The sequence below is a fragment of the Cyclobacterium sp. 10D3-21 genome, assembly GCF_055809755.1.
Genome location: NZ_CM147924.1, coordinates 5,101,603 through 5,125,391, shown reverse-complemented (window position 1 = coordinate 5,125,391; position 23,789 = coordinate 5,101,603). Strand labels below are relative to the sequence as shown.

Annotated in this window: 22 protein-coding genes; 14 read left to right on the top strand and 8 right to left on the bottom strand. The window is 36.6% G+C overall.

Annotation, left to right across the window (positions count from 1 at the left end; genetic code table 11):
• Window positions 1–73: 73 nt before the first annotated feature.
• Both AC0L7T_RS19760 and AC0L7T_RS19755 read right to left on the bottom strand, forming a co-directional pair.
• On the bottom strand, window positions 74–1,576 hold the full coding sequence (locus AC0L7T_RS19760) for a tryptophan 7-halogenase (RefSeq protein ID WP_473337782.1): 1,503 nt from the start codon (window positions 1,574–1,576) through the stop codon (window positions 74–76).
• Between the two features lie 210 nt (window positions 1,577–1,786).
• A complete protein-coding gene (locus tag AC0L7T_RS19755; protein ID WP_473337781.1) occupies window positions 1,787–2,413 on the bottom strand; it encodes a sulfotransferase family 2 domain-containing protein in 627 nt (208 codons plus the stop codon).
• A gap of 25 nt (window positions 2,414–2,438) precedes the next feature.
• On the opposite strand from AC0L7T_RS19755, the gene AC0L7T_RS19750 reads away from it, so the two are divergent.
• Together AC0L7T_RS19750 and AC0L7T_RS19745 are read left to right on the top strand one after the other, a co-directional pair.
• Entirely contained in the window at window positions 2,439–3,239 is an 801-nt protein-coding gene (locus AC0L7T_RS19750; RefSeq protein WP_473337780.1) for a glycosyltransferase family 8 protein, read from the top strand.
• The gene (locus tag AC0L7T_RS19745) at window positions 3,226–3,798 is read left to right on the top strand and encodes a sulfotransferase (protein WP_473337779.1); all 573 of its coding nucleotides are present in this window, start codon (window positions 3,226–3,228) and stop codon (window positions 3,796–3,798) included. The genes AC0L7T_RS19750 and AC0L7T_RS19745 overlap by 14 nt, the downstream gene beginning before the upstream one ends.
• Before the next feature lie 37 nt (window positions 3,799–3,835).
• Here AC0L7T_RS19745 and AC0L7T_RS19740 read toward each other — a convergent pair whose 3' ends face one another.
• From AC0L7T_RS19740 to AC0L7T_RS19730, 3 genes are read right to left on the bottom strand one after another with little or no spacing between them, the layout of a single operon-like run.
• Entirely contained in the window at window positions 3,836–4,750 is a 915-nt protein-coding gene (locus AC0L7T_RS19740) for a hypothetical protein (RefSeq protein ID WP_473337778.1), read from the bottom strand.
• Between the two features lie 5 nt (window positions 4,751–4,755).
• Complete coding sequence (locus tag AC0L7T_RS19735; RefSeq protein ID WP_473337777.1) at window positions 4,756–6,189, bottom strand: MBOAT family O-acyltransferase; 1,434 nt, start codon at window positions 6,187–6,189, stop codon at window positions 4,756–4,758.
• Window positions 6,190–6,217: 28 nt separating this feature from the next.
• Window positions 6,218–6,808 carry an aspartyl/asparaginyl beta-hydroxylase domain-containing protein gene (locus tag AC0L7T_RS19730; protein WP_473337776.1) on the bottom strand — a complete coding sequence of 197 codons (591 nt, stop codon included), beginning with the start codon at window positions 6,806–6,808 and terminating at the stop codon, window positions 6,218–6,220.
• A 184-nt stretch (window positions 6,809–6,992) separates the two neighbouring features.
• Between AC0L7T_RS19730 and AC0L7T_RS19725 the strand changes: the two genes are divergently transcribed.
• A complete protein-coding gene (locus tag AC0L7T_RS19725; protein WP_473337775.1) occupies window positions 6,993–7,349 on the top strand; it encodes a lasso peptide biosynthesis B2 protein in 357 nt (118 codons plus the stop codon).
• Window positions 7,350–7,388: 39 nt separating this feature from the next.
• On the opposite strand, the gene AC0L7T_RS19720 is transcribed toward AC0L7T_RS19725, so the two are convergent.
• The 3 genes from AC0L7T_RS19720 to AC0L7T_RS19710 are packed head-to-tail and all read right to left on the bottom strand — an operon-like array spanning window position 7,389 to window position 10,985.
• Window positions 7,389–9,188 (bottom strand): ABC transporter ATP-binding protein, encoded by a 1,800-nt coding sequence (locus AC0L7T_RS19720; RefSeq protein ID WP_473337774.1) that lies wholly within the window; start codon window positions 9,186–9,188, stop codon window positions 7,389–7,391.
• 44 nt (window positions 9,189–9,232) lie between these two features.
• The gene (locus tag AC0L7T_RS19715) at window positions 9,233–10,075 is read right to left on the bottom strand and encodes a sulfotransferase domain-containing protein (protein WP_473337773.1); all 843 of its coding nucleotides are present in this window, start codon (window positions 10,073–10,075) and stop codon (window positions 9,233–9,235) included.
• Window positions 10,068–10,985, bottom strand: coding sequence for a hypothetical protein (locus tag AC0L7T_RS19710; protein ID WP_473337772.1), 918 nt, complete (start codon window positions 10,983–10,985; stop codon window positions 10,068–10,070). The genes AC0L7T_RS19715 and AC0L7T_RS19710 overlap by 8 nt, the downstream gene beginning before the upstream one ends.
• Window positions 10,986–11,299: 314 nt before the next feature.
• Here AC0L7T_RS19710 and AC0L7T_RS19705 point away from each other — a divergent pair, with 314 nt between their 5' ends.
• The 11 genes from AC0L7T_RS19705 to AC0L7T_RS19655 all read left to right on the top strand — a co-directional run bounded on the left by AC0L7T_RS19705 (window position 11,300) and on the right by AC0L7T_RS19655 (window position 23,783).
• Window positions 11,300–12,730 carry a lipopolysaccharide biosynthesis protein gene (locus tag AC0L7T_RS19705; protein WP_473337771.1) on the top strand — a complete coding sequence of 477 codons (1,431 nt, stop codon included), beginning with the start codon at window positions 11,300–11,302 and terminating at the stop codon, window positions 12,728–12,730.
• Window positions 12,727–13,728: an STELLO glycosyltransferase family protein gene (locus tag AC0L7T_RS19700; protein WP_473337770.1), complete on the top strand. Its 1,002-nt coding sequence runs from the start codon at window positions 12,727–12,729 to the stop codon at window positions 13,726–13,728. Before AC0L7T_RS19705 ends, AC0L7T_RS19700 begins: the two co-directional genes overlap by 4 nt.
• Window positions 13,725–14,681 carry a GDP-mannose 4,6-dehydratase gene (locus tag AC0L7T_RS19695; protein WP_473337769.1) on the top strand — a complete coding sequence of 319 codons (957 nt, stop codon included), beginning with the start codon at window positions 13,725–13,727 and terminating at the stop codon, window positions 14,679–14,681. Before AC0L7T_RS19700 ends, AC0L7T_RS19695 begins: the two co-directional genes overlap by 4 nt.
• A gap of 3 nt (window positions 14,682–14,684) precedes the next feature.
• Window positions 14,685–15,641 carry a glycosyltransferase gene (locus AC0L7T_RS19690; protein ID WP_473337768.1) on the top strand — a complete coding sequence of 319 codons (957 nt, stop codon included), beginning with the start codon at window positions 14,685–14,687 and terminating at the stop codon, window positions 15,639–15,641.
• 30 nt (window positions 15,642–15,671) lie between these two features.
• The gene (locus tag AC0L7T_RS19685; RefSeq protein WP_473343385.1) at window positions 15,672–16,658 is read left to right on the top strand and encodes a glycosyltransferase family 2 protein; all 987 of its coding nucleotides are present in this window, start codon (window positions 15,672–15,674) and stop codon (window positions 16,656–16,658) included.
• Window positions 16,655–17,935 (top strand): O-antigen ligase family protein, encoded by a 1,281-nt coding sequence (locus tag AC0L7T_RS19680; RefSeq protein ID WP_473337767.1) that lies wholly within the window; start codon window positions 16,655–16,657, stop codon window positions 17,933–17,935. Before AC0L7T_RS19685 ends, AC0L7T_RS19680 begins: the two co-directional genes overlap by 4 nt.
• On the top strand, window positions 17,868–19,043 hold the full coding sequence (locus AC0L7T_RS19675; RefSeq protein ID WP_473337766.1) for a glycosyltransferase family 4 protein: 1,176 nt from the start codon (window positions 17,868–17,870) through the stop codon (window positions 19,041–19,043). Before AC0L7T_RS19680 ends, AC0L7T_RS19675 begins: the two co-directional genes overlap by 68 nt.
• Complete coding sequence (locus tag AC0L7T_RS19670) at window positions 19,033–20,367, top strand: phenylacetate--CoA ligase family protein (protein ID WP_473337765.1); 1,335 nt, start codon at window positions 19,033–19,035, stop codon at window positions 20,365–20,367. The genes AC0L7T_RS19675 and AC0L7T_RS19670 overlap by 11 nt, the downstream gene beginning before the upstream one ends.
• Before the next feature lie 2 nt (window positions 20,368–20,369).
• The gene (locus AC0L7T_RS19665; protein WP_473337764.1) at window positions 20,370–21,551 is read left to right on the top strand and encodes an ATP-grasp domain-containing protein; all 1,182 of its coding nucleotides are present in this window, start codon (window positions 20,370–20,372) and stop codon (window positions 21,549–21,551) included.
• Between the two features lie 80 nt (window positions 21,552–21,631).
• Window positions 21,632–22,777 (top strand): glycosyltransferase family 4 protein, encoded by a 1,146-nt coding sequence (locus AC0L7T_RS19660; RefSeq protein ID WP_473337763.1) that lies wholly within the window; start codon window positions 21,632–21,634, stop codon window positions 22,775–22,777.
• Window positions 22,778–23,012: 235 nt separating this feature from the next.
• Window positions 23,013–23,783 (top strand): WecB/TagA/CpsF family glycosyltransferase, encoded by a 771-nt coding sequence (locus AC0L7T_RS19655; protein ID WP_473337761.1) that lies wholly within the window; start codon window positions 23,013–23,015, stop codon window positions 23,781–23,783.
• Window positions 23,784–23,789: the final 6 nt, after the last annotated feature.

Here is a 23,789-nt window from a genome sequence, read left to right as displayed (position 1 = left end):
TTTTAAGTGAAATATAAATTATCGACTGTGGATTTATGGCTTTTGGCTTGTATTTAAAATTTACCGTGTACTATTATTTTTGCTTGAAGTCAAACTTAAATGATGGGTGGTTTTCCAAATAAGAAAGACTCTCTTCTTGTGAAAGGGCATCTTTTGTAATTTTTTCATTAAAAATCATTATTTTTTCAGATTCCTTCAAATCGGATTTATTAGCAATGGCATGTTCCCATCCATAACCACTTCCAAGCATCACAAAATCGAAAGAAAAAGCCCCGAAAATCGCATTCTTTCCTATATGGTTTAGAGGATTACTTGGATTAAAAAATAATGGACCATTTTCTTTATAGTAATCCAAATAATCGTGAATTCCAGACAAATCTGTTCTTTCCCTAACCATCTTCCAAAAGGGGGTCTCTTTTTTTTCATTGTACTTAAAGTGAAGGGCAACAAACCATTTGATAAAATCCCAGGCATTATTAACCCTTGTGTTGTATTTGGCTTTTGATGCGGCTACAGTAGCTTCTTCTTTTAAGTATTTTTCAAATTTCTCCAGTTGAAAAATGACCATGTGCAATCCAGTAGATTCCAGCGGTTCTACAAAAGCAAAGGCGTTGCCTATGGCTATGGCGTTTCCTGACCAACTTTGTTTATACCTTCCTGACCTAAAATGAATTACTTTTTCATCATTTACCTCAGGACAATATTTTCTTAACTCACTTCGTGCTTCATCCGCAGAACAATACTTGTCAGAAAAAACATAGCCTAGATGGTTTTCCTTTTGTGTTGGGGTTTCCCATAGCCAACCATGATCAAGGGTTGAGGATGTTGTATAGGGTTTAATTCCATTTGTATGGTTGGCTTTACCTAGAATGGCTGAATTGGTCATCAGGCTTTCTCCAAAATCCACCCAATTGGTCTTTAAAGCTTTGCCTAATAAATGGCTTGAAAAACCTGTACAATCAAAATACATGTCGAATTTTAATTCTTGCTTTTGATCTGTTTGTAAATAATCGATTTCATTGTTTTCCTTTTTAAGTACAGCTGTTTCAATTTTAGTGTCTAAAAGTTCTATCTTGGCAAGGTTAATTTTTTCTCTCAGATATTTCACCAATAATTGGTTATCAATATGATAAGCCAGGCCATTATTGATGTTTATTGGTAATATCCCTCCATTTATGCTGATAAATGGGGTTTTGTCGGTTGCCATTAGCCTAGTATTAAGGGAAGTGAAATCCAGACTCTGTTTTAATTTTAGCGAGGCGGCAGTATTTATTATCCCAAAGGGATTTAAGTAGTGCATGTCCTCTTTTTTTCCCCAATTGAATTTCACACCTAATTTTAGGGTAGGTTTCGTTGCTTTAAAAAATTCCGATACTGAGTATCCTAAAGTTCCATGGATAAACCTTAAAAATATAGGGGTAGTCGCTTCCCCCACACCAATTACCGGGATTTTGGAGCTTTCTATGACAGTGATATTTTTGTCACTATATTTTTTTTGTAAAAAGAGAGCAGTCAAATAACCTGCAGTGCCTCCACCAATTACTCCAATGGTTTGTATATCTTTAAATGCTGTCATTATTTTGGATTATTTAAAAAAATAGTTTATGAATTATAGTAGTTAAATTTAGCAAAAAATAATTTTTAAACTAATAAAAAAAATAGCGAAATAGAATTATTTTTTGAAAAAAGGCTATTGGTAAATGCTGAATTTCTAATTGAGAATATTCAGTATAACAAAATGGGATTGTGGAACTGGTAATATAAACTAGTTGTTGCTAAAAAATTTTTAATTTTTTAGCAACTCAAAATCCATTTTATATACATGACTGATTAGAGACCTTAATTCTTCGTCATAATAACACCTATAGGGGAGATGTTCGGAACGATTGATTATTTCTGGTGATTTAAAAGGTAATTTAAGCTTTGAAAAGATGCTTTTTAGGTCTTTATCCATGTTTTCAGTTTGGCCAATAAAATCCATCAATATTTCGCCTTTTTCTCCCGTGATATAATCACATTGAGGTCTAAAGAAAAGGCTGTTTTTTTTTAATTCGTTTGAAATTAATAGCTTCATAAAAGCCCTGCATTTGGTTACATTGGCATGTTCTTTGGCTAACAGTGGGTGTTGAAAAAAACAAGCCGAAACAAAACGCTCATAAGGGTTACGGATAAAAACAAATTTAAAATAACCAGACCATATTTCTTCACTTAAGTGAGGTTTGATCTCAAGTGCAGTGATATGCCCATCTTTACGCTTCTGAAAATCCCCCGTTTGTAATTTTGAATGGTGAAAAAGTGCAACATGTTCTTCGTCTTCAGGTCCCAGAAAAGGTCTTAAGGCAAATCGAATGGCATGGGTACCTGTTTTTGGTATGGCGAAAAAAATAAATTTATGGCTATGGCTTATGATCATGGGATTTAAAATTTTAAATTTGAACATGCGCTATGTTCTGGTTACTGTAAGTTCTCCTGATTTTTTTTTAGGCACAAAAGTGCTTATTCAGTCCTTTTTAAAAGAGAATTCATGGTTTGATGGAGAATTAATTGTTATAAATGCTGGACTAACAAGTTATCAAATAAATGAATTGAAAGAAAGATTCAATGTTTCATTTATTGAGATCAGTGGAGATTTGAATGATAAAATCAGTCATTTAATTAAAATATTTCCACATTTTCAGCATTTTAAATCCAGGTTTTACTCTTTGGAAAGTTTTTCTTTTCAAAATTACGACAAAATTTTATTTTGCGACAGTGATTTACTTTGTACAGGCGATATTAAGATGCTTTATGAGAATGAGGACAATTTCTCTGCAGCCTGGGATTATCGTAAAATCAAGGGCTATGTTCGGCACCAAGATTCCTTTCTGTTTTCTAAACCTGAATTTGTTCCAGAAAAGTTTAAAGAATTTTTCTTTACAGGTCTCTTCAATACTGGGGTAATGGCTATTGGGGCTGGCTTGGTCAAACAAAATGCCTACCAACGCATATTGGATGAATTAATTCCAGAAACCTATGAGAAGATAAAAACAGGGCATACGGATACAGTGGTTTTAAATAAATTGTTCTTGGATCAAGTGGTATGGTTGGATCAAAAATTCAATGCCTATTGGCCTATAACTTCAGATATGGCAACCGTTAAAGGTTTTGTTCATTTTATTGGGAAACAAAAACCTTGGTCTTCAAATATAGATCATAAGAATAAATGGGTTCGTAAATGGTGGGAGTATGCCAATGATTAAGCCTAAAGTATTTTGTGTTGGTTTTCACAAGACGGGAACCACATCCATAGGAAAAGCAATGGAATTAATCGGCCTAAAAAACATACATGGTGCTGGTTTGATAAGGAGTGTCGTTGGAGATAGTCGGATGATGGAAATGCTTTTTAGAAAAGACTATGAATTGTTTTTTAAATTGGCTGAAAGTTATGATTCATTTAATGACAACCCATGGTTTAAAATTTACAAAGCCCTCGACCAGCACTTTCCTAATAGTAAATTTATACTGACCTTGAGGGATGAGAATGAATGGTATCAAAGTGCTGTAAGGTATTTTGGTGAGTCGCGATCACCTATGAGACTTTGGCTCTATGGAAAAGGCAATCCAAATGAAAACAGAGATAGGTATATGAAAATCTATAGGAAACACAACCTTGAAGTGCAAGATTATTTTGCAAATAGACCTTCTGATTTATTGGTGCTATCTCTACATGAAACACACTTAATGAATAAAATAACTAAGTTTCTGGGTTTGCCCGAAAACGAAATGGTATTTCCCCATCACAATAAAAGTCAGGATTAAAAGTGTTTCAAATAGGCAAGCTTTATTTCTCTAGTTCTTAATAAAGGACATTATTAACTTCCTTATTTAGAATAGCAGAAAATTTTTCCGCACCTTTTTTATTTAGATGTGTTGCATTATAGAAATCCTGATCGTTAAACCTTTTGTCGGTAAGGTAATTTATATAGTAGATATTGGTGTATTGTTTGGCAATAGAATCCATTGTGGCAATTGTTAAATTTAATTGGGTTTGATTTAAGTTTTCCACATAAGAATGGTAGGCAGGACTTGTGTAAAATATTATTTTAAAATTTTTATTTATTGCATCTTCTATCAAAGTTTTTATTGCTTCTTTGTTTTCCTCTTGAAGAACAGGATTAGATAAAGTTTGTTTTGTAGCATTTTGTTTACCTGTTTTGATCAGGTCCATTTGAGGTGATACTATAAATCTAAATCCCAAATGGTCACATGAAATTGGGTTTTGGTTTAGAAGGTAGTAATTCTTTAATCGGATAGTATTGGTTTTAAATCCATAAGTTAAAATTTCGGTATAATTTCTGATATTTGAAGATTCACATAAATGGTAGTAAATGTTGTAATTCTTTAACCGAAACCAACTGTTTGGAGAATTGTTAATATTTAGAAATAAAGAGCCATAATCAATTGGTAGCAGAATAATTTTTAGACGTTTAAACTTTTTTACATATTTAGTGAAGATTTTTTCGTCCAGATCAATTGATTGCCCTGAGTGCGCTAAATTGAAGGTGTTTAAGTCAAAGAATTCAGGATTCACACCAGCCAATGTATGGCTATTTCCAAGGGCCAAAACCTCAATATTTGGACCAATAGAATCCAGTAACTGTTTTTTGTAAGCATAGTTATTGGGTATATTTCGTAACAAAATTTCTATTGAAATGGCAATTAAGAGAATTGGGAATAGGGTTAAGGTTGTCCTTTTGATAAATTTTTTCATGGCCTTCAAAATTGAAAATAAATAAATTCCTGCCTGTCAACCATAAACCAAAAAATGGCAAAAATAAGGGAGTAATAAAGGGTAAACCTATAGTAATATTTCCAGTTTTTTAATTGTGCCAACGCGTGTTTACCAGTTTTACCTTTCCATTCGAAAATGAAAAATAATGCAGAGATGACTAAAATTTGTAGGGCTGTTCTCCTATCTACAAAAACAGGAAATTCCAGGATTGAAGTAGAAAAAATTTCACTGGCAATGTGCAATGCCTGAGAAATATTTACTGCTCTAAAAAATATCATAGAAAAGATGATCAAACTAATGGTTGTCAAAATACCTAGTGCATCTGGAATCTTAGGAAGTGAAATATTATTTAACCAGGTATCCTTTTTTTTAATGATAGTAGGAATAAAATAAATGGCTTGTAATACTCCCCAAACTATAAAAGTCCAATTGGCACCATGCCACAAACCAATGACTATAAATAATAGTAATATATTTTTTATTTTAGACCAATAATTGATCTTTCCCTTTTTCATCAAAGGAAGAAAAAGATAATCCCTAAACCAGGAAGTAAGGGAAATGTGCCAGCTCTTCCAAACTTCAGCAAAATTCTTTGAAAAATAAGGATAGGCAAAATTCTGCATAAGGGAAAAGCCAAATAACCTGGCTGTGCCGATGGCTATATCAGAATAGCCCGAAAAATCAGCATAAATCTGTATGGTGAAGAATATTGTACCTATTAGCAGTGTACTTCCTGGATACAATTCTGAGTTACCAAATATTTCATCCGAAAATACCGCACAATTATCGGCAATAACCATTTTCTTGAACAAGCCCCACAAGATCTGCCGCATTCCATCTACGGCTTGAGAATAATCAAATTTGCGTTTTTGAAAAAATTGAGGCAGAAATCTACTGGCCCGTTCGATAGGCCCAGCAACCAATTGTGGGAAAAAACTCACGAATGCACTAAAAGCGATATAGTCTTTCGTTGGCTTAATTCTTTTTTTATAAATATCAATGGTATAACTTAAAGTTTGAAAGGTGTAAAAACTTATGCCTACCGGAAGTATAATGTTTAAATGTTTGCCTTCTATTTCCCTTCCGAAAAAAGAAAATGCCAGCAGGAAATTGTCTAGAAAAAAATTGTAATATTTAAAGAAACCCAATATCCCCAAATTGACGAATAAACTAATGTATAGAAATAATTTTCTGTTTGATTCTTTATTTGATCTGTAAAGGCCAATACCTACAAAGTAATCTACCAGGGTGCTTAGGATTATCAATAATAAAAATCTCCAATCCCACCAGCCATAAAAAAAATAACTGGCCAGGACAATAAATTTGTTTTGTAAGCTTAGACTTTTATTGGTAATGAACCAATAAACAATAAAAACAATGGGTAGGAATAACGCAAAGTCTAGAGAATTAAAAAGCATTTATATGATTTTTTTTTAAATATCTATATTAGCCTTCAGCCAAATCATTACGCGGCACCCGATTAATCGCACCGTCTAAATATTCAAAGATAAAATGAATTCTGGCCGTTTTTCCGCTGTTTTTTACGCCATGCAATCCTGAATTGTCTACTTCTACCGCTTTTCCTCGGGTGAAATTATAGGAAACTCCCCGAATGGAAAAAGCCACATCTGGATTGGTGATCATTGGAATATGGATTTTATGCGGAATCCAACCTCTGGTATTTCCGTCTATATGCTCTGGAATAATGGTTCCGGGTTGCATATTGGCGAACATTACCCTGGGGAAATAACCTGATTTGTAACCAAAGGGCTTGACTGCTTGCTTCATGATGGGGAGTAATACGCTTCGGTATTTCTCCCATAATGGGAGATCAAAATATTCTACTGGATCGCTTTTTTTATTGCTCCAACGAAAATTAATATGGTTCACCTGGGCCAACGAATATTTTTTGTTCGGATTAACGGCTGCGTCAGTATCCCATTGGTGCATAAGTTCAGGAAGGAGCTGTAACAATGGCAATACATTCACTTCCCCAAGTGCTCTTACTGAATTTGTTTTGTTGCTGTTTTTTTCCATAAGAATCTAAAAATTACTCTAGGTAAATTTAAAATAAAAAGCATTATTTTGGTGAATTTGAATAAGTTTTTTTAGAATTATATTACTTTGTATTAAACTAAACGAACAATTAATTATTGTGAAATTCCACGATTTCAAATTAATATTTTCAGCCCTTGTCTACAGCGCTTTTATTAGGTTTTTGATGTGCTTTGTCAAATTTGGCAGGTATGAAAAGCTGTTAGGTACAAGGAATCATATGTTACCAATAACCCAACTTAAGCCGGATGAGTTAATGCATATAGATCGGGTTCAAAAGATTATTTATAGTGTCAATAAATATACGCCTTGGGATGGTAAATGCATGGTCAAGGCCCTTTCTGCAAAGTGGCTGTTGGCAAGTAAAGGAATAAAAAGTACGCTGTATTTTGGTATAGCGCCAGATAGAAATCCAAACAGGCCGCCCAAACTCCTCGCACATGCCTGGTTAAAGATAGGAGATGAATTTGTCTCAGGAAGAAAAGGGCACCGCAAGTATAAAGTGGTTAATTTCTATAGTTGAACCCTTTGTGATAATTACCTAAATGATTTTCCGAATCAGTTAAAACCTTTGTTGTTGATAGAGGTCTTGAAAAATACCTTGCTTACTGGCCAATTGGTTGAAATTACCCTCCTGAGCTATTTTTCCTTCATCTACAACATATATGTGATCGCATTCTTTTAAATTATACAACCGATGTGTTATCAATAAAATAACCTTATGGGCCGCCTCTCGCCTAAGTTGTTCAAAGATGTGGTTTTCTGAAAGGGCATCTAAAGCGCTGGTAGGTTCATCTAAAACCACAATGGATGCATCCCGGTAAAAGGCCCTTGCAATGGCTAGTTTTTGCCATTGACCGCCACTCAGTTCCTGCCCTTCAAAGAAAACTCTTCCCATTTTTGTTTCCATTCCATTTTTCAGTTGGTCTATAAAAGTATCCGCATTGGCATCAAAGATGGATGAATCCAACCGATCTGTATTTATCGTAGTCTCATCATCTCCTATGGAAATAATTTCTTTTATGGATAGAAAGTATTTTTGAAAGTCCTGGAAAAGAAAGACTGTTTTCTTTCTAAAATCTGTAGGGTTTATTTCCTGGAGTTTATGGTTACCTATAAAAATATTGCCTTCCTGAGCATTGTATAAACCAGCAATCAGTTTCACCAAGGTTGATTTACCTGAACCATTGGCTCCTACCAAACCAATTATGTTACCCATTGGAAGCGACATGTTTATATTTTTGAGTACCTCTGGAAAATTTTTCCCATAAGAAAAACTCAGGTTATTGATCTCAATACTGAAATCTTTGTCAGGAAAAGGGGTACTAGAAGGTTTTTCTACTGTTTCAGCAAGTTCAAAAAATTTAAAAAGGTCTCTGAGGAAAATTCTTTGGTGAAATAAATTGACCAGGGCGAGAAGAAACCCCTTTAAGTTGGATTGAACTTTTTGAAGTCCTTGTATATAGACTACCAATAAACTAATGGCAATGGTTTCCAGAAATGCTTGTTGAACCACTCCATATAAAACAATAAAAAGAGCGATAACCTCAAGACTTTCTGCCAGTAGGCTGTAGCGAAGCAATTTTTGCTGAAGTGCTTCTTTTTTGGTGAATATATGCTTTCTTATTTTGCTAAATCGTTTGATAAAGGATTTCCCAAAGTTTAAGGTTCTTAATTCCTTGGCATGTGATGAAGAAGTCAGAATCTGATGGTAATAGGCTGCCTGGCGTTCCATTGGAACCAATTTCTTCTCCAAACGATGCAATACATAACCATTGTACCATTTCACAATGGCCAAGGGTAAAACCACCAATAAAATAATCCATGCATAAGTGGTAATAAGTGTAAAAAAATAAGCCATTAAGAATACCATGCTTAATACATTGGTGAACAAAACTTGAAAATGTTGTAAGATCAAGGGCAATTTATACAAGGCTTGCTTCTGGGCCAGGTGTACATTGTCATGGTACTTGTCATCCTCAAAATAGGAAAAAGGTATTGTTATGGATTTTTCCAACATCAACCCTATGGTATGGTCCGTGATTTTCTGTTGTTGAATTTGTCCCAGGTAGGAAAGCAATTGTTGGATAAGGTTAACCAGTAATTGCCCCAGTCCTAAAGCAATCAGCCAAAACAAAACCTCTTCAAAATTCCTGTCAACCGACATGATTTCATCAAAAAGGGATTTGGTGGCATATAAGATTCCTACAGGTAAAATGGCTACCAATATTTGAAAGAAAAATTGTAAAAGTGTGTTTTTAGGACTTACCCTATAAGTAAGTTGTAAGGCCCTGTAAAAATCCTTGCCAAACGATAATACCCATGTTTTACAAGTCGACCATTTATTTTTAAATTTTGCCAATGCGATGATTTTTAAAGTAAGTTATACACTAAACAACACATCTTTTATAGGTAGCCTAAGGTAGCCATCATACTTTGGTTTTTTTTAATAATTTCATTCGCCAAACCGGGAGGTAACTCTTTTATACCTCGGCCAGCTTCCCCTTTATGAAAAAAGGACTTATTTTTGAAAGGTCTCTCGGAAAATCCATGCTCTTTTTCCTGGGTTTTTAAACTTTCAAAAGAGCAAGCAGTTATGGCCTTCCTTATTTTATCCATATCATATGGGATACTTAAAGCTTTCAATGCTAAAGAGAAAGTTTCAAGAGGGTCACTTTTCATGTCCTCATATTTAACAAGATGGACAGGGATTAAACTTTGATCAAGCCATCCTTCTACATGTTGAGCCCAGGTACCCATATGTTGATAAAAATCATATAAGAAGTTATTTCTACTACCCATATTTCCTTGTTCATTGTTGATGAAATATTTTACGATATTTTCACAGGAAAAACGCTGATGGTTTGAAAATGAAAGGGTCACGTCAAGTGGATTTCTTACAATGTAGATAATATATCGACTAGGAGCTACAGGGATTATAGGGGTTTGACATTCCAAGGAGGTATTAAAAGCATCATGTGTCTTAACAAATAAGGGAGCTTTGAGTGATTTATTTATATCATTATAAGTAAGCTTTCTTAACTGGTGGATTTCCTCTAAGGTAAGGTCATCCATACATGTGTCTAAATATTGTTCTGTCAAGGTCTTATTTGAATACCAGGTTCTTCCCTGTTGCAAATTAGAAATATTCACCTTTCCATCATTAAAAAATGCCGTCAAAAAAGCCCTTAACCATGTGTTTCCGGATTTAGGGTAAGAGGCTAACCAGATGATATTCGGATTAAACATTTTTTGATATTATATTTTTTTCGATAAAAAGAGCGAAATCTTTATAATTAGACATTTTCATGGGCCTAGAGGCCAACCAAAAAGGGGTATTGTTAACCAGATCAGTAAGTTGTTTAAATTTTATACCATTTTTTTTCATTCCATTAAGCCACTGGTTTCTATAGAAATTTTTATTCAAATATCCAAAACCCTCTTTCTTGTTTAAAGCATTTATTTCAATTTTGTTTGCTGTAATTTTTAAAACTACTATTCCAGCTATTTCACGGGTACTGTTATCAAAAGTATCATGGAATAAAACGCCATATTTTTCTACCGCAGGGCGTATCTGGTAAATGCTGTCCTTGTCAAAAATAGTTTGCTCTTGAATGGTGTTCTGCCAGAGACGAATCATGGGATAAGAGGGAGTGACCATGTTTTTATTGGCCGAGTTATGGAACATAACTACATCATCAGAAAACAGGGGGTAGCCAAGCTGATGCAGCATCAAAGCAGTAGTGGATTTGCCCACTCTGGAAGGAGCCACAAATAGCCAAACTTTACCATTTTTATCTATTATGCCGGAGGCATGAATAAGTAGCTTGTCTCTTTGAAAAAGGGCTGCTGCAAGTGCATTGGAATAGAAAAAAACCAAGACGGCACCCATGTCCTCTGTCAATGGCTGAATAATTATTTCATTGCCATTTTTAACAAAATATTTCCCAACCTTTGGCATCTCATATAAAAATTCATTGGTATTGAATTTACACATCAGCCGTGTAGTGGTTATTGGCTGGGAGAATAAATTGTCCGTTTTACCAATCTTTACATAAATAGGATCGTCCTCAGTTTCATCATCCACTAAAGTCTGGAAGGCAGGAAGCTCAATCTCCGACCTTATGGGGATACCAAAAACGGTGTACAAATAACTCATGGGGTAAATATTAAGTAATTTTTTGTCAAAGCAAAACCCTTTTTACTTTGTATTTGACATAAAATACCCTGCCAAACAGTATGTATAATAAAAAATGTAATTCAAAACAATTAAAATGTTTTTTAAATTATAAACAAATTTTGTTTTTATTTTTAACGAAAATGAAGTTAATATTGGGGTTGAAAGTCTTCATTTATAATTAAATTGAAGTGTTTTTGGATGACTTGAAATAAAATAGAAAACAGAATGAATTGGAATGAAGTTTTGGGACTGAGGAGGCGAAGCTATGTTCCTTATAACCGACGTTTTAAAATTTGAGCCAAACAATTAAAAGTGCAGTTATTTGGAATAGCATGGAGGTCTTTGGAAACCAAATTCTAGGAATATCCTTAACTGTTGTATTGGCCCGATTACTCTCTCCTGAAGATTTTGGCTTAATCGGAATGGTTTCAGTGATTACCATGGTTTCTTCGGTTATAATAGATGGAGGGATCGCTGCCACAGTCATTCAAAAACCAGATTTGACCAAACGTGGACTGTCTACCTTATTTTTTCTGAATATTGCCTTGGGCACTCTTGTGATTTTTGTTGTATATATTATTGCTGGGCCAGTTGCATTGTTTTTTGATGAACCACGCCTTGTTTTATTGTTGCAGGTTTTGTCTTTAGGCTATTTCCTGGGGAGTTTGCAAGTGGTACAATATGGTTTGCTTGCGAGGAAAATGGCATTTAAAACCATAGGGAAGATCAGAATCACCTCTCAAGCCCTTGCGGGAATTGTGGCTGTCCTATTGGCATTTTCTGGCTTCGGTGTGTGGGCTTTGGTCTTCCAAAGCCTTATTTCTGTAACCTTGGGATCTATTTTGTTCTGGAGATTTGGAAAATGGAAACCAGTTTTATCTTTTGAATGGGGAGTAGTTAAGGAAGCCTTTAGTTTCAGTGGATTTTTAATGCTTTCTTCGCTAATCAACCAAATGGCGGATAATTTTTATTTTGTTTTGATTGGAAGGTATTTTCCAACACAGCAGTTGGGGTATTATTTTCAAGCGAATAGGATACAACGGATTCCGGCACTTAAAATAAATCAAGTCGTACAACAATCAACCTTTCCTGAATTCTCCCGGCTTGCTGCTGACAAGGCAGGTTACATCGCATTTTTTTACAAAAGTCTTCAAAATGCTTTATTTTTTAATATGCTTGTGATGGGCTTGTTACTGGTTAACGCTGAGCACCTTGTGCTGTGGTTATTGACTGATAAATGGGCAGCAGCAATTCCCTTTATCCAATGGCTCAGTCTGGCATCCTTTTTTTTGCCTGTGATGGCCTTGTGCAAAAATTACCTTCTAGGTGTTGGTAATGCTAAAATGCAGTTTAAAATAGTGCTAGTCAATGTTTTTCTTTTGATTATAGTAGCATTTATCACTATTCCCTACGGTTTGATGCCTTTAATTTATGGACAAATTATTGTTGCCATTGCGACTGCTGGCATTTACTTGCTGACCATTCAGTTTAATTATAAGGAGAGCATGGGCGCTGTATGGCTATTGATTGGGAAATATACATTGGCCACAATACTTAGTGTAATTGTGGTGTTTTACCTTCCAGTTCAATGGGGTTTTCACCATAGCATTTCTATAATCCTATCAACTTTCATTTTCACCTCTGTCTATATTGTTTTATTAACATTATTTAAAATTAATAATGAATACTTACAAAAAATTAAAAATCTTTTTAAAATAGCATGATAGTAGTAGTTACAACCATTGCCACCCCCACCACATCGATGATTGGTTTATCTGATACTCTAGGAGAAGGGAACAGGATAATTGTCATTGGAGATAAAAAAGGGCCGGAAGCATTTGATTTAAAAAATGCCGATTTTTATTCCTTACAAAAGCAGCAGACACTTAATTATACCTTAGCGAAAATACTGCCTGTTGGCCATTATTCAAGAAAGAACCTGGGCTATTTATTGGCTATAAGTCAAGGAGAGAAATGCATCTATGAAACAGATGATGACAACCAGCCCAATAAGCTCTGGAAAGAAAGAGCTTTAGAGGTTAAGGCTTTGCAAGCCAGAAATGATTCCTGGGTAAATGTATACGCTCATTTTTCAGATGAAAAAATTTGGCCAAGGGGATTTCTACTCGACAGGATCAATTGCGAAAAATCGCTTCCCTTAGTAGGAGAGCAATTAATTGATTTACAGGCGCCTATTCAACAAGGGCTGGCAGATAATTCACCAGATGTAGATGCCATTTGGAGGTTGGTAGCAGACAGACCCTTTTATTTCCAAAACAAACCAAGTATTGCCTTGGCTAAAGGGGCATGGTGCCCCTTCAATACACAATCAACATGGTGGTGGGAAGCTGCTTTCCCCTTACTTTATTTACCGAGTTTCTGTTCTTTTAGAATGACTGATATCTGGAAAAGTTTTATAGCCCAACGCTGTTTATGGGAGATGGGCCATTCTTTGGTTTTTCACGCTCCAGAAGTTGTCCAGGACAGGAACGAGCATGATTTAATGCGAGACTTTGAAGCCGAAATTTCAGGATACCTTCAAAACAAGAAATTGACAGGAATACTGGAAGAGCTGTCTTTATTGTCCGGAACCGATAATGTCCTTGATAATATGATCACCTGTTATGAGGCATTGGTAAAAGAGGAGATATTCCCTGCAGATGAGCTGGACCTGGTATATGCCTGGGCCAATGATATAAAAGAAATTCAACGAACAAAATGAAGAAAGTATTAATAACAGGTATCACTGGAATGATTGGCAAGCATTTATGCAAAGTACTGCAGGATGAGGGATATGCAGTAGCGGGATTATCCAGGGCCACTTCAGCTTCGCGCTATGAATCTACACCCAATGGATTTAAATTTTATCAGGGTGATATTTTGGACAATAAATTTCTCAAAACGGTATGGACGGATTGGAAACCCGATATCGTATTTCACCTGGCTGCGCAATCTTATAATGGAGAGAGCTGGAAAGCTGAGGACACCACCTATTTGTTTAATATACAGGGAACAAGAAACGTGTTAGAAGCTTGTCTGGCCTACAGTCCGGAGGCACGCGTGCTTCCAGCCTGTTCCAGCGCTTCCTATGGTTTTGTTCCAGAAAATCAGCAGCCTATTCAGGAAGATAGCACGCCCCTTAGACCCATCAGTCCTTATGGAGTTACCAAAGCAAGTATGGAAATGATGGCCAGGCAATTTTATTTCAACTATGGACTGAATGTTATTCTGCCACGCCTTTTTATACATGTTGGCCCTGATCATCCACCAGTTACCGCTTTGCAAAATTTTGCCCGACAATTGGCAGGAATAAAGTTAGGGATTCAGGAACCCGTGCTAAAAGTAGGGAATCTGAGTTCATCAAGAGATTTTGTAGATGTTCGGGATGGTGCCAGAGCATTGGTAACCTTGGCCCAAAATGGAGACAGTGGAGAGACCTATAATATTTGTACAGGTAAAGCCTGGACCATGCAGGAGTCTCTGGACAAACTAATTAAAATTGGTAATTTAGAAGTCAATGTGGAGACCGATCCAAAATTGTTTCGACCTTCAGATGAAAAAGTGCTTTTGGGTGACCCCACAAAAATCATGGGATTGGGCTGGAAACCTGAAATTACTTTTGAAGAAACCTTAAAAGATATTTACAACAATTGGTTAAAAAGGTTAGGGAAATAGTCTATGAGCAGATTGCTTTTTTCATTGGTCACCACCTGTAGAAATGAAATCAAGTCACTACCACGATGGAAGGAAAACCTATTGTCTCAGGATAGATTTCCTGATGAGATCGTAATTGTGGATGCTTTTTCCAATGATGGCACCTATGAATTCCTTTTGGAATGGCAAAAAGTAGAGTCCAGGATAAAGCTTATTCAGGAAAAAGGAAATGCAGCAAAAGGCAGAAACCTGGCCATTAGAAAAGCATCTTACGATATTTTACTGTCTACAGATATGGGGGTGCGTCTATCGGACAACTGGTGCAGTTCCCTCATTACTCCATTCGAAGAAAATGCTGCAATAGAAGTAGTGGCTGGTAGTACCTGTATTGACAAAGAAACGCTCAAGGGGCCAGTTGGCAAGGCCGAGTTTTACATTGAGAATGGTGGGATTGCCAGGCTTGAGGAGGGTTTTGTTGTAGGCAATAGGTCAGTGGCTTACAGGAAGGCTGTGTGGGAAAAACTAGAAGGATTGCCCGAGGATTTGACCTTTTATGCTGACGATTCGGTGTTTGGAAGACAGGTAGTAGAGGGGAAGTTTAAAATGGCACTTGCTCCTGCTGCCATGACCTATTGGGCTAGACCTGAAAAATTAGCTGACTTCTGGAAGGAGCAATTTAATTATGGAAAAGGAGAGGGTGAGGCCAACATAAAAAAACCTTATTTTTTCAAGATGTACGAAAAAGGAAAGCTCCTCTGGCCAATGGCAGTAATAGGGAATGCCCTTTGGAATACCTATAAGCAAGCCAATTTAAAATCATTGGGAAGGGCAATTAGGGCACTTGACTTTTCAGCTATGCTTATCCTTCCTGTATTGGCTTTTGGAAATGGATATTACAGAATGAAAGGTTATAAAATTGGCCACGAATATGGACAACAAAACTGCACTGCTTGTCGGAATCGATTGCAATTAGAATGGTAGTTCCCTTTTACTAGTTACTATAATTTTTTTATTGAATTTAAGCTGAAAGTTTCCGTTATAATTCCCGTTTTCAATGGCGCCTTACTAGTAGAAAGGTGCCTGGATGCTGTTTTTTCTCAAAGTTTACCGAAAGACACATCGCTGGAAGTTATTGTCATAGACGATGGTTCTACTGACGAGACGGTATCCCTGCTCCATAATTATAGGCATCAAATAAAAATCCTAACGCAGAAGCGTAAAGGACCAGCTGCTGCCAGGAATCTAGGGATACATAATGCTACGGGAAATTTTCTGGCATTCTTAGATGCGGATGATTATTGGTATCCAGGTTTTATTATTGAGACTTTGGGCTTTTTGAAGGAACATTCCACAGCCATAGCAGTTTCTGTAGGGCAGCTACACAAATTCGCCTCCAATGAGGGGACTGTACAACCAGCTTTGCTGAGAAATAAAGAGGCATCCAATACGGATGGTTGGATGTTGAATGATTTTTTTTCGTTTTGGGCGAAACACAATCACATATGTACGGGTTCTGCCCTCATCAGGATGGAAGTGATTCAACAGGCTGGTGGGCAATTAGAGGACATGCGTATTTCCGAGGACCTGGAGTATTGGGCGTATTTGTCCACCTTTGGCAACTGGGGATTTTTACCCAAGGTTTTATTTGTCAGTGATGGGGATAAAGTAACTAGAAAAATTGGCTGGTGGAATAAAAAGAGAGAGCGGTGGCTTAATGCCCCAGACCTTGATACCTGGGAAAAACGACTGTTGACAAGGTTAGAAAAACCCTTGTCAGAAAATTACCTCTTATGCAGGGCCAGGGTGGGCCAGAGTTTGGGTTATGCAGCATTACTATCTGGCAGATTGGAAACGGGAAGGTCTATTATTTTATCGTGTAAAAAACATCTCCCAAATGATAAGTTATCAATATTATTGAAATACGGTTCCAAAAACAAACTCCAATGGTGGCTTTTGTCTAAGGTTTTAATATACAGAGAGAAAAACAGAAAAATTTGAATGCTGTTGCTGAAAATAGGGTAAGTTCAAAAATCAGTCTACTGGACTTTTTTATTCTTGGCGGTGTGCCTGGAGGCGTTTTTCTTTTTAGAAATTTATTGTACGTATTGGTATTGCGCCAGAGAGAAGCTGGAGAGATGGCTTCAGTGGATGCTTCTGCTGGAGTTCAGGCTGTATTTTTAATGCTTGTATTGCTTGTAGGGACTTATTATTTTATTCACCATGAACTGATTCGGTATTTTATAGGAAACTCTGCCTTCAAATGGTTTTTTCTTTTTTATGGTCTGGGCCTATTAAGTGCCATTTGGAGTGTAGACCCTATACTTACGCTCTATCGTGCTACCGAAGCCATTGCCTATACCTTATTGATATTTGCTGCAGTTTATACCATTTATTGCAAAGTTGGCGCTGAGGGCTTGCTACGTTGGTTATTATGGTACTCTATCTACGCCATAATTATGGGAGCACTTGGGAGAATTAAATTGTTAGGTTTTGGGGCATTTAGTTTAGGCACTTTTCTTGAACAGCAAATGACGTCAACACCATTTTTCTTTTTGGCCTTACTTTTCCCACTATCCCTTTGGATAAGGGTACCAATTTTATCGATATCTATCTTAAGCTTTTCAAATACAGCTTATTTAGGGATTGTATTGGGGACATTTGCGCTCAAGGAAGGCAGTAAATACCTCAAAGCTGCTTTTTTCTTTGGAAGCATATCCTTATTGGTTATACTGCTTTTTTTTGGAGCAGGTGATGTCCTTAAAAACACCATTTTTTATGGCAAAAAAGGAGTTGGAATAGAATACACTTCGGGCAGGGATAAGATTGCAGCACTTTCCTGGGAACAATCTATGAAGCAACCATTAACTGGATATGGATTTGTAGCAGGTGAGGTTTCTGTAATTTCAGAAACGAGGGGCTCGGGTGTTATAGGCGCTCATAACGGTTTTCTTTCTGCACTTCTGGGAATGGGGATTCCGGGAGCATTGCTTTTAGCCGTTTTTTTAGTGAAAATGTGGATTACTTCCAAGTCCGATGTATTCCCCCCTCTAATACGTTCAGCTTTATATGGTTCTTTTTTAATGATTTTGGTGCATACCATGGGCAATCCTGGGATTGGCTCACGTGTCTATGGTGCATGGATTCCATCAGTTTTGATTTTTGCTGTAATATCAGTATTATACAGTCACTTTAAACAACTCACATTATATGCGAATTACCTGGATAACCCGGAGTTTTCTGGATTACAGGATACCACTGTACCAAGAGCTAGATGACTTATCAGGAGGCCAGTTAACGGTGATTTACTTTAAGGACGTAGTTCCAGAACGCTGTAGGGAAAAGTTAAGCGATTCCTTAGGGGACAGGGCCATCGCTTTAAGTGGGGAGTGGAGATTGACAGGTAAAAAAAAGCAACCGCTGTCGGATGTGAAAAAGCAAGCCATCAGAATACCGTTTCAACCAGGGCTTATCCAAGCAATAAAGGAGAGCAAACCCGATGTGATGATTAGTGATGGATTTTTTCAATGGACTTATGCTCCATTATGGCTTAGATGGATCCATAAAATCCCACATATCATGTGTTATGAAGGAACCGTTCATACAGAAAAGAATGCAGGGAAAGTAAAAACCATCTATAGAAAATTAGCAAAAAACGCCATAGATGAAATCGTATGTAATGGCAGTTTGAGCAGGGCTTATTTGAATCAATTAGGCATTTCAAATGCCCATATCACAGATGGGAACATGATAGCTGATTTAAGTGCTAAAAGTGTTAGTGAAGCATCAGATTTGCCCTTAAATAAAGCCTTAAAAAAGTCAAATTTAGGTCTGAACCAGTATGTATATGTTTACCTGGGGCGGTTGGTGCCAATTAAAGGCATTCAAGAAATGGTTAATGCCTGGATTAAGACCATGGGAGAGGTTACATATGTAAGTTTGTTAATTCTTGGTGATGGACCTGAACGACCAATAGCTGAGGAAATCATTGGGAAATCCTCCTGTAAGAATATCGTATTTACAGGGGAATTGGATTATTCGGAGGTACCTGATTTTCTTTCATTGGGCGATGTTTTTTTAATGCCCACCCTCCAGGACAATTGGTCTCTTGTGATTCCAGAGGCAATGTCATTTGGATTGCCAATCCTATGTTCCAAATACAATGGTTGTTGGCCTGAGTTGGTTAAAAAGGAAAATGGATGGGTGTTTGACCCTCTTGACAGTGAGAATTTTAGAATGTCCTTACTGTCTTCATTTGAAAAAACAGACAGTTGGCAGGAAATGGGCAAAGCATCAGAAGTTATAATTGCAGCCTATACACCCTCTTCAGTAGCTAATAATATTTTATCATTGAGTAAAAAACTTACCTACAACCGTGCAAAATAAATTTGGCTCAGGGATATACCTGAGGAAATATGATATTTTTAAACCTGGAGCAAGGAAGGGGTTTGAGGAAGTTATAGGTTTTCAAAATTTATCGAAAGAAGAACAGGAATACCTTAGTTGGAAAAAGGTGGAGGCATTACTTGAGCATGCTTATAAAAATGTGCCTTGGTACAGGCACAATTTTAAAAATATAGGTCTATCACCAAAGGACATTAGCCAACCTGAATACTTTAGCCAGGTGCCAGTGATTACCAGGGAAGACCTAAAAGGTAATTTCAATGAATTTGTCTCTGACACCCATAGAGGAAGGAAGATCAAAATAATCACCACTGGAGGGAGTACGGGAGTTCCCCTAAAGATTGGCGTTGATCCCAAATCTGTAAGAGAACTTCAAAAATGGCAAATGTTTTCCTGGTGGGGTCTAAGTCCTGAAGTAGATATGGCATCTGTATACAGAGAAATCCCCATAGGAACTTTAACAAAGTTGGTCCTTAAATTTATCAATTGGCCAAGAAAGTTGATCACTTTAAATGCTACCAACTTGTCTGAAAATAGCATTGAAGTATTTTTAAAGGAATTTGAACAGAATGAACCCAAGGTTTTGCATGGATATCTTGGCGCTTTGGATACCTTGGCCGATTATATTTTAGACCATCAGATCAGTTTGCCATCCCCTAAAGTGATCTGGTCAACAGCAGCTCCCCTTTCAAAGGTTCAGCAAAGAAAGATTCAAAAGGCTTTTGGAGCACCTGTCTGTGATCAGTACGGCTGTAGTGAAATGTATTTTATCGCTGCATCTTGTCCAAAAAACAATGGCCTTCATCAATTTTCTGATGCGATTAAATTGGAGGTATTGGATGGGAAGGGTTCCCCTGTACCAATGGGTGAAAGTGGGAAAATCACCCTCACCAATCTCAATGAATTTGCTTTTCCATTGATAAGGTATGAAAATGGTGATCAGGGGAGATGGTTGAAAAGCAGTTGTAAATGTGGCGTAAACCTACCATTAATGGACCAGGTAAAAGGTCGAAAGAGTGATAATTTTAATCTACCCGACGGTTCAGTAATTTCTGGAGAATATTTGACCACCCTTTTTGATGATTATCCGGATGCTGTGAAGAGGTTTCAGGTAGTTCAAAACAAAGACCTATCCATCGATTTAAAGATCTCTGCGAATGGACAACAGGCCAAATTGGACAATGTGTTAAGGCAGGTTAGGCAAGGTTTGGTGGAAAAGGTGAAGAATCAGGTAACAGTGGGTATAGTTGTTACAGATGAGATTCAAACTTTTGGAGGGAAGCTTAAATACGTTATTAAGAAGTAATTGTGAGTAAAACACACAAAAAGGCAAGTGATCTATTAAGAATCCCTTTTTTTAGGGGAAGAAAGGCATTGAACAGGTGGAGGTATAAGGCCTTTAGAATGCCTTTTTTGGAACGGAAAATCGTACAGCTTAAGAAAAAGAAAGGTGAATTTCTTGAAGTTGATAGGCAACGTTCGTTGGTTACGGTACCTCCAGTAAAACTTCAAAATAAATTACCTGAAGGTTTCCGGGTGGGGTTGGTCAAGGATTTGGACAACTACAATGGAGAAATTCAAAAAGTTGCACATTGGTATAAATACGAAAGATTTTTAATCCAAAACAATATTGCCTATGATTTTTTCTCTGTCCATAGTAGCAATTGGGTCGACTGGGCTCAGAAATTCAATTTAATAGTTTTTAGGCCAGACATATCGCCCTGGGCATTGCACGAAGCGAGGTCAAAAATTTTCTTTATTGAAGAATATTTGAAAATACAATGCTTTCCTTCTCACAAAGAAATCTGGTCCTACGAGGATAAAATCAATCTGCAATACCTCTATGCTTTTCACAATGTCGAACATGTCCCCACCTTTATTTCTCATGATAAGGTGGAAATACTTGAATTCCTGAAACAAACGGAGTTCCCATTGGTTTCTAAAATAATTAATGGATCAGCATCTAAAGGTGTACATCTGATTAAGAATAAAAAAAAGGCAGAAAAATTCGTAAAGAAAGTATTTGCAGAAGGCATATCTACTTATTGGCCAGGTTTTAATCAAAAAAACTATGTGTATTTTCAACCGCTTATAAAGCATAAAGGGTATGATCTAAGAATTATCATTGTAGGAGACAAGGCATTTGGTTACTATAAAATGGTGCCCAAAAATGATTTTAGGGCTTCGGGAAGCATGCATATTCGAAAGACCACCATACCAGCTGAAGCGGTAGAAATAGCCTTGGATATTAAAAATAAATTTAACCATACCTTTTTGGCGGTAGATTTTCTGAAGGAAAGTAAAAGTGACAAGTTTTTGGTCATAGAAACGTCTGTCTTTGTAGACATCTATACTTCATCCCAGTCCATAGTAAATGGACTGCCAGGTTATTATAAATTGTCTACAGCTCCTTTTAAAATGGAATTTTGTCAGGGAGAGGTATGGTTACAAGAACTTATTCTGGAAGAACTATTAAAGGGGAAACCATAAAAAATAAGGCTGATTTTTAAATTCGGCTAAACGGCAATGTTATTTATTTTTTTGAATAAGCCTTAAATTTCTTATATAATTTGAAAATATTATTCATTCACAATGATTATTTTGAGCCTTCAGGAGAAGAGCATGCCGTAGAAGGACTCGCCGCGCTTCTGGAAGCAAAAGGACATCAAATTATTTGGTACAGGAGGGGATCTAAGGAAATAGACGAGATGAAATTTGGCAAAATAAGGGCCGCTTTTTCAAGTTTATACAATCCAAAAGCAGTTAAAGCTATTGATTTAATTATCCGAAAGGAGTGTCCGGATGTCGTGCAGGTTCAAAGTGTTTATCCTTTTATCTCTCCCCGAATACTGAAGATGATAAAAAAGCACAATTTACCCTTGGTAATGCGATGCCCAAATTACAGGTTGTGGTGCCCTACAGGGTTATTCTTGGATCGCTCGGGTGAGATTTGTGAAAAATGTACCGGTCCTTCCGGAGAACTGTCCTGCATAAAAAAAAATTGTACAGGATCAAATTTGAAGAGCACCGCTTATGCCCTTAGAAATTTCGTTGCCAGGAAGTCAGGAGTTTTTTCTAAATATGTTGATACTTTTATTGTCCAATCTGAATTTCAACGTGAAAAATTTGCCTCACTAGGGATTCCAAAGGAAAAAACAGTAATTGTTCCAGGATTGACCCCACCAATGTTACCAAGTAATCTCAAATTTGAAGCCCTGTATTATACTTTTATAGGAAGAGTAAGTAAGGAAAAAGGGGTGGAGGATATATTCAGAGCGGCATCATCTCTTCCGAATTTGACTTTTGCAATTGCAGGAAGGATTGGGGATAGTTTTGATATTTCAGCTGCACCACCCAATGTGATTTTTAAGGGCTTTTTATCAGGACTTGAATTAGATAATCTTTACAGGGAATCCAAAGCAATTCTAGTACCAAGTCGCTGGTATGAGGGTTTTCCAAATGTAATCACAAAGGCCATGAACCATGGCAAGCCGGTGATAACCTCTAATATGGGATGTTTTAAAGACATAGTGTCCCATGGAAAAACCGGTCTGATGTTCGACATTAATAACAAGGATGGATTAAAAGAGGCCATTTTACGGATAGAAAATGACACAGAAGGTGCTTCAAAAATGGGAGAAGAGGGAAGAATAGTTTCCGAAAAAAAATATGGAAATGATCGCATTTATAATAAATTAATAAAGATTTATAGTTAAATTATAGTACTGATTTTTTGCGAAATTTATTCATATAAAAAGTAAGTTTAAATACTTAATAGGTTCTGCAGTAAGTTTAGTGATTTGTTGAAAATCAATGGTTTTTATGATTTGTAACTGCTTAGACAGGATAAAACAAAGATTATTTTGAAAACTTGATTTTGCGTCGAATTCAATACTGAGTAAATTACCTATTGTCTATTTTGGGATTATTAACAGCTAATTCACAATTATTATGCTTTTAAAATTTTTAGATTATAAACTGACCACCCAGCTTCCCAGAGAAATTGGTGGGCGAAAAAAAACACTCGCCAATACCTTGAATCCACATTCCTATTGTATTGCCAGAGAAGACAAGGAATTTCAAAGGGCCCTAAAAGCATCAGCAATTTTGCTCCCTGACGGGATTGGTATTGTTTATGCCACAAGATTGCTCTATGGAAAGAAAATCAAAAAGATTTCAGGTTATGATTTACACCTTCATTACTTAGGGCTTTTGAATAATTCAGGAGGTAAAGTTTTTTATATGGGCTCTTCCGAATTCGTATTGAACAAAATCAAGAAAAAAATTGCTGTGGATTTCCCAAAAGTGGTGTGCGCTTTTTACAGCCCTCCGTTTTGTGACAGTTTTACAAGTGAGGAAAATAAGTTGATGGTGACTGCCATTAATGAATTTAAACCCGACCTATTATTTGTAGGAATGACCGCACCAAAACAAGAGAAATGGGTTTTGAAAAATAAGGATAATCTGGAGGTCTCCACTATAGCTGCCATAGGGGCAGTTTTTGACTTTTATGCAGGCACTGTAATCAGGCCTAATACTTTTTGGATAAACTCTGGCTTTGAATGGTTAATTCGTTTACTCAAGGAGCCCAAAAGACTGTGGAGACGAACCCTGATCTCAACCCCAAAATTTGTTATTATAATCATGGCGCACAAAATTAAAGCTATCTTTGGATTCCCTGCTAAAAGGGAAGAAATGATTACAGAACCCGAAACAAAATAAAAGTTA